The sequence below is a fragment of the Lacinutrix sp. genome, assembly GCF_023299985.1.
GTDB lineage: Bacteria > Bacteroidota > Bacteroidia > Flavobacteriales > Flavobacteriaceae > Lacinutrix.
This window is the reverse complement of the sequence record NZ_JALZVX010000220.1, coordinates 1-5,859: the sequence shown is the minus strand read 5'-3', so window position 1 is coordinate 5,859 and position 5,859 is coordinate 1. Positions and strand designations below refer to the sequence as shown.

Here is a 5,859-nt window from a genome sequence, read left to right as displayed (position 1 = left end):
ATTGAAGGAGCTGGAGGTTTATTTGTGCCATTAAATAATAAAAACACCATACTAGATCTTATTAAGCCAAATTACAAAGTAATTGTAGTTTCAAGGCATTATTTAGGAAGTATAAACCATACACTTTTAACTGTAAATTTATTAAAAGAAAAAGGTTTTAATGTTGCCATTATTTTTAGCGGAAACGAACACAAAACAACAGAAGACATTATTAAAAAAATGACAAACGTTCCAGTAATTGGTCGTATTGAAGAAGAACCTTATTTTGATAAAAATGTGGTTTTAGAATATGCAGAAAAATTTAAAGACGAATTATTGAAATTATAACATTATATCCCGTCATGCTGAACTTGTTTCAGTATCACATAAAACAAATGAAATCAAGCTATATTTACATTTTAACCAACCAATACAGAACAACATTCTATATTGGTGTAACTGCTGATTTGTCAAAAAGATTAAAAGAACATTATAATGAAACAGCTTCCGCTTTTACAAAAAAATATAATCTGAAAGATTTAGTGTATTACGAAGTTTTTACAAATATAAACCAAGCCATTGCTAGAGAAAAACAATTAAAAAATTGGAAAAGAGATTGGAAGTTAAATTTAATTAAAAAAACAAATCCAACTTTAAAGACTTTAGATTATTAATAATGTGATGCTGAAACAAGTTCAGCATGACGAAATAGACTAAAATTGAAGTATAATTAATAAGATTCCTGCCTTCGCAGGAATGACAATATGAGCATAAAACAACGCGATAAAAAACACATCTGGCATCCATTAACGCAACACAAATTGCATCCAGAAACTATGGCTATTGTAAAAGCCAAAGACTGCTTATTATACAATGAAGATGGTAATGAATATATAGATGCTATCGCTTCATGGTACTCAAGTATGTATGGCCATTGTAACGACTTTATTACAAGTCGTGTTTACAAACAAATGCAGCAATTAGACCACGTTGTGTTTGCAGGATTTACGCACGAACCAGCCGTAAAACTAAGCGAAGAATTAATTAAAATACTACCTAACAACCAAGAGAAGGTCTTTTTTGGAGATAATGGTTCTACTAGTATAGAAATAGGAATTAAAATGGCTTTACAATACCATTTTAATTTGGGTGATAAGCGCAATACATTAATTGCCTTCGAAGACAGTTTTCATGGTGATACTTTTGGAGCTATGAGTGTTTCTGGATTATCGGTTTATAATGGTCCTTTCGAAGACTTTTTTATAGACGTAAAACGTATTCCTACACCAAATGGAGAAAATAACGAAACTATTTTAGCAAAGCTAAAAGACATTACAGACAACAATAAAATAGCAGGTTTTATTTACGAACCTTTAGTGCAAGGTGCAGCAGCAATGAAAATGCACAATGCAGATGGTTTAAACCAAATTTTAAAATTTTGTAAAACTAATAATATTATTACTGTTGCAGACGAAGTTATGACGGGTTTTGGAAAAACTGGAAGCTTTTTTGCTTCAGATTTTATGGAAACAAAACCAGATGTTATGTGCATGAGTAAAGCACTAACAGCAGGATTAATGCCAATGTCTATTACTTCATGTACTCAAGATATTTACAATGCTTTTTTAAGCGACGATATTGGTAAAGGTTTATTTCACTGCCATACCTACTCTGCCAACCCGATAGCATGCTCAGCAGCTTTGGCAGGTTTAGAGTTGTTACAGTCTCAAGACATTCAAGATAATATTAAACGTATTATCTCAAAACATAAAACCTTTGGAAAGCACATAAAAACGAATAAAAAAGTAAAATCTATCCGACAAAAAGGAATTATTTTTGCACTAGATTTAAATATTGAAATGGAACGTTATGGCGATTTGCGCTATAAGCTTTTCAACTTTTTTATGGAAAACGGTGTCTTTTTAAGACCACTTGGTGAAACTATATATATTCAAGCACCTTATACTATTTCTAATGCGCAGTTAAATAAAATTTATAAAACTATTGAAGATGCTTTAGAAATAGTCTAAAGATTCTTCTTCAGCATCTATTTCAATTAGATTAATGGTTTCTGTTTCTCCATCAATTTCTACATAAAGTAAATTATAAACCCATTCATCGTTAATTTTCTCAGCATCAACAACAATACTTCCTTCTTCTTTTGGACCTTTAATTGGGATTCTTAATTTTGAAGTAATAGATTCGTTTTTATAACTATAGTTAGTACTTCCCATTCCATTTGTTTCAATTGGTTCACCTAAAAAGGCAATAAAATTGTCATTCTCTATTGCTAAAGAAAATGCATGACTATATGGTTCAGTTTCTTCTATAGAATCAGATATTTTATAAAATGCTCCAACAACAACCAAAACCACAATAGCTATTAGTGATAAACAGCCACCACCTGGTAACCATCCCCAATTTCTACTAAACCAACTTTTTTGTTTTAATTCGTCCAGGCTGTTTTTAGTGCTATTTTTAATTAATTAAACTTCAATTTAAATATAAGTATTCATTTTCAAGTTTTTGTTACAAGAGGTAATATTTACGCATTAAATTTAAAACTAAGTAGGAGTTAAAAACAAGATGACTTATTTTTGATGTAAATTAAAATCTAGTGCTAAAACCTATCTCAATAACTGCAATTTCGTCAATTTCTGCTCTCGGAAAAACAACTGACGAAGTATGGGAAAGTTATAAAAATGAAGCACATTGTATTTCAGAAAAAAACAATCATTTAATTACTACTTTAAGTGAAGCATCTAAAACTGAAATTTCAAAATTAAGAACTTCAGATTCAAAATATAAAGCGCTAGACGATTCTGTTTTATTCGGAATCTACTCTGCAAGAAAAGCTATAGAAAAAGCAAGATGGAATGCTAAAGACAACTTTGGAATTAATGTTGGTTCTTCTCGAGGAGCCACTGGTTTATTTGAAACCTTTCATGAAGATTTTTTAAACCGAAATAAAACTGATACACTAAGCTCTCCAACAACAACATTAGGAAACATCTCGTCTTGGATTGCACACGATTTACAAACCAAAGGACCAGAAATTTCACATTCTATAACCTGTTCTACTGCTTTGCATGCGCTACTAAATGGAGTGGCTTGGTTACAATCTGGATTATGTAACACCTTTTTAGTTGGTGGTAGCGAGGCTCCTTTAACACCTTTTACTATTGCACAAATGCAAGCGTTAAAAATTTATGCTAAACCCATTTGTAATTTAGAGCAAAGCGAAGCATCTCACTTTCCTTGTCGTGCTTTAGATTTAGAAAAAACTAAAAACTCAATGCTGTTAGGTGAAGGTGCAGCGATGGCTTGTTTAGAATTTGGCAAAAAAACAAATGCATTAGCAACCATAAAAGGAATAGGTTATGCAACCGAAATTTTAGAACACAACGCTTCGCTTTCAACAAATGCCAATTGTTTTCAAGATTCTATGCGTATGGCTTTAGGTGATTTAAATCCTGATGAAATAGATGCTATTGTTACACATACTCCTGGAACCATTAAAGGAGATCTTGCCGAAATTAACGCCATTAATAAAATATTTTGTAACAAAACACCTGCTTTAACTACAAATAAATGGAAAGTAGGCCATACTCTTGGAGCTTCTGGTATGTTAAGTATAGAAATGGCTGTTTTAATGCTTCAGAAACAAGAGTTTATTGCTGTTCCTTACCTTAAGACCTCTAAACCAAAGCAACTCAAAAATATTATTATTAATGCTGTTGGATTTGGCGGAAATGCAGTAAGTATTTTACTATCTAAATAATACAGTTTACTTTCAAAAAGCAGTATATTTAATTTTTAACTAACACATCGTTTATTATGACAGATTGGTTTTTTAACCTAGAATTATTTTCGAAAATATATTGGAGCATTGCTTTAATAGGTTCTCTATTTTTCATTTTTACAACTATATCTGCATTTCTAGGTGGTGACACTGACGACTTTGGTGATGTAGATTCAGATATTGAAGCAGATACTGGAATTGGTTTTCAGTTTATCACTTTTAGAAATTTAGTTGGCTTTTTTACTTTATTTGGATGGAGTGGGATAGCATGTATAGATGCTGGATTTTCTAAACCTTTAACCATAGTAATCTCTCTAGCTTGCGGATTAATAATGATGGCAATAATGGCTGCCATGTTTTTTTACATGAACAAACTTAGTGATAGTGGAACCATGAAATTTAAAAATGCTGTAAATACCATTGGAGAAGTATATCTAACTGTTGGTGCAAATCGCTCTTCTATTGGAAAAGCGCACATTAAAGTTCAAGGTGCATTAAGAGAATTAGAGGCCTTAACAGATGAAGAAAACGATTTAAAATCTGGCACTGTAATAAAGGTGAAAGAAATTACAGAAAACGGAATATTAATTATAGAAAAACTTAACTAAAACCATAAAAATTTATGACATTAATCATTCAAGAAACTTTTAGTTTCGCATTACCAATCGCAATTATTTTTGCAGTACTTTTCGTCTTTGTCTTTTTAATTGTACTTGTTAAACGCTACAAACGTTGTCCTTCGGACAGAATTCTAGTTGTTTACGGTAAAGTAGGTGGTGGACAATCTGCCAAATGTATTCATGGTGGAGCAGCCTTTATTTATCCTGTAATTCAAGATTATCAATTTCTAGATTTAACACCAATCTCTATTGAGGTAAATTTAGTAAATGCGTTATCTAAACAAAATATTCGTGTTAATGTGCCATCGCGTTTTACTATTGGTGTCTCTACAGAACCTGGTATTATGCAAAATGCTGCTGAAAGACTTTTAGGTCTTAACCAAAGCGACATTCAAGAACTAGCCCAAGAAATTATTTTTGGTCAGTTACGTTTAGTAGTTGCTTCTATGGATATTGAAGAAATTAACAACGATCGCGATAAGTTTTTAACCAACATTTCTCAAAGTGTTGAGTCTGAACTTAAAAAAGTAGGTTTAAAACTAATTAACGTAAACATTACAGATATTGTAGATGAGTCTGGATATATTGAAGCTTTAGGTAAAGAAGCAGCAGCTCATGCAATAAACGCAGCACGTAAATCGGTTGCAGAGAAAACAAGAGATGGATCTATTGGTGAAGCTAACGCTGTACAAGATGAAAGAACGCAAGTTGCAGCAGCAAATGCGCAAGCAGTAGAAGGAGAAAACACAGCAAAAATAGCAGTTGCAAATTCAGATTCTTTACGTCGTCAACGTGAAGCAGAAGCAGAACGCGTAGCAATAGCATCAGAAAAAGTACAAACAGCAAAAGCTTTACAAGAGTCTTATGCTGCAGAAAAAGAAGCAGAAACAGCGAGAGCAGACAGAGAGCGTTCTTCTCAAGAAGCAGATATTATTGTACCTGCAGAAATTGATAAAAGAAAAGTAGAAATTGATGCTGAAGCTGAAGCTGAACAAATTAGAAGAAGAGCAAAAGGTGAGGCAGATGCTATACTATTTAAAGCACAAGCCGAAGCACAAGGTCAGTTTGAAATCTTAACTAAGCAAGCTTCTGGTATGGAACAAATAGTAAAAGCTGCAGGAAATAATTCTAAAGATGCAGTTTTATTATTAATTGCAGATAAATTACCAGAATTAGTAAAAATGCAATCTGAGGCTATTAAAAATATTAAAATTGATAAGGTTACTGTTTGGGAAAATGGTGGAAATAAAGATGGAAAATCGTCTACTGCAAACTTCTTATCAGGTATGTATAAATCTGTACCACCTTTACAAGAAATGTTTAATATGGCAGGAATGGAATTACCAGAATATTTAAAAGGTAAAGATGTAAAAAGTGATGCTGAAGCCGAAATTATAGAAGACAAGAAGCCTAAGGCATAGTTAACAAATACTTGAAAAAACTGCTATTAATAGCAGT

At 32.1% G+C, this 5,859-nt stretch carries 7 protein-coding genes; 6 read left to right on the top strand and 1 reads right to left on the bottom strand.

What is annotated here, in order from left to right; all coding sequences use genetic code 11:
* The 3 genes from Q0C58_RS11790 to bioA all read left to right on the top strand — a co-directional run.
* Positions 1-327: AAA family ATPase (locus Q0C58_RS11790; protein ID WP_290701817.1), on the top strand; the 327-nt coding region annotated here is incomplete at its 5' end.
* Positions 328-374: 47 nt separating this feature from the next.
* Positions 375-653, top strand: a complete 279-nt coding sequence (locus Q0C58_RS11785) for a GIY-YIG nuclease family protein (RefSeq protein ID WP_290701814.1) — start codon at positions 375-377, stop codon at positions 651-653.
* A 90-nt stretch (positions 654-743) separates the two neighbouring features.
* Positions 744-2,009: an adenosylmethionine--8-amino-7-oxononanoate transaminase gene (gene bioA / locus Q0C58_RS11780; protein WP_290701811.1), complete on the top strand. Its 1,266-nt coding sequence runs from the start codon at positions 744-746 to the stop codon at positions 2,007-2,009.
* On the opposite strand, the gene Q0C58_RS11775 is transcribed toward bioA, so the two are convergent.
* A complete protein-coding gene (locus tag Q0C58_RS11775) occupies positions 1,995-2,354 on the bottom strand; it encodes a cytochrome c oxidase assembly factor Coa1 family protein (RefSeq protein ID WP_290701808.1) in 360 nt (119 codons plus the stop codon). The genes bioA and Q0C58_RS11775 overlap by 15 nt on opposite strands.
* A gap of 242 nt (positions 2,355-2,596) precedes the next feature.
* On the opposite strand from Q0C58_RS11775, the gene Q0C58_RS11770 reads away from it, so the two are divergent.
* From Q0C58_RS11770 to Q0C58_RS11760, 3 genes are read left to right on the top strand one after another with little or no spacing between them, the layout of a single operon-like run.
* On the top strand, positions 2,597-3,760 hold the full coding sequence (locus tag Q0C58_RS11770; protein WP_290701805.1) for a beta-ketoacyl synthase N-terminal-like domain-containing protein: 1,164 nt from the start codon (positions 2,597-2,599) through the stop codon (positions 3,758-3,760).
* 56 nt (positions 3,761-3,816) lie between these two features.
* A complete protein-coding gene (locus tag Q0C58_RS11765; RefSeq protein WP_290701802.1) occupies positions 3,817-4,389 on the top strand; it encodes a hypothetical protein in 573 nt (190 codons plus the stop codon).
* Between the two features lie 14 nt (positions 4,390-4,403).
* Entirely contained in the window at positions 4,404-5,822 is a 1,419-nt protein-coding gene (locus Q0C58_RS11760) for a flotillin family protein (protein ID WP_290701799.1), read from the top strand.
* The last annotated feature ends 37 nt before the right edge of the window (positions 5,823-5,859 follow it).

Coding starts and splice junctions, on each gene's coding strand:
- Q0C58_RS11785 (WP_290701814.1), top strand. CDS start 375: ATGAAATCAAGCTATATTTACATTTTAACCAACCAATACAGAACAACA.
- bioA (WP_290701811.1), top strand. CDS start 744: ATGAGCATAAAACAACGCGATAAAAAACACATCTGGCATCCATTAACG.
- Q0C58_RS11765 (WP_290701802.1), top strand. CDS start 3,817: ATGACAGATTGGTTTTTTAACCTAGAATTATTTTCGAAAATATATTGG.
- Q0C58_RS11760 (WP_290701799.1), top strand. CDS start 4,404: ATGACATTAATCATTCAAGAAACTTTTAGTTTCGCATTACCAATCGCA.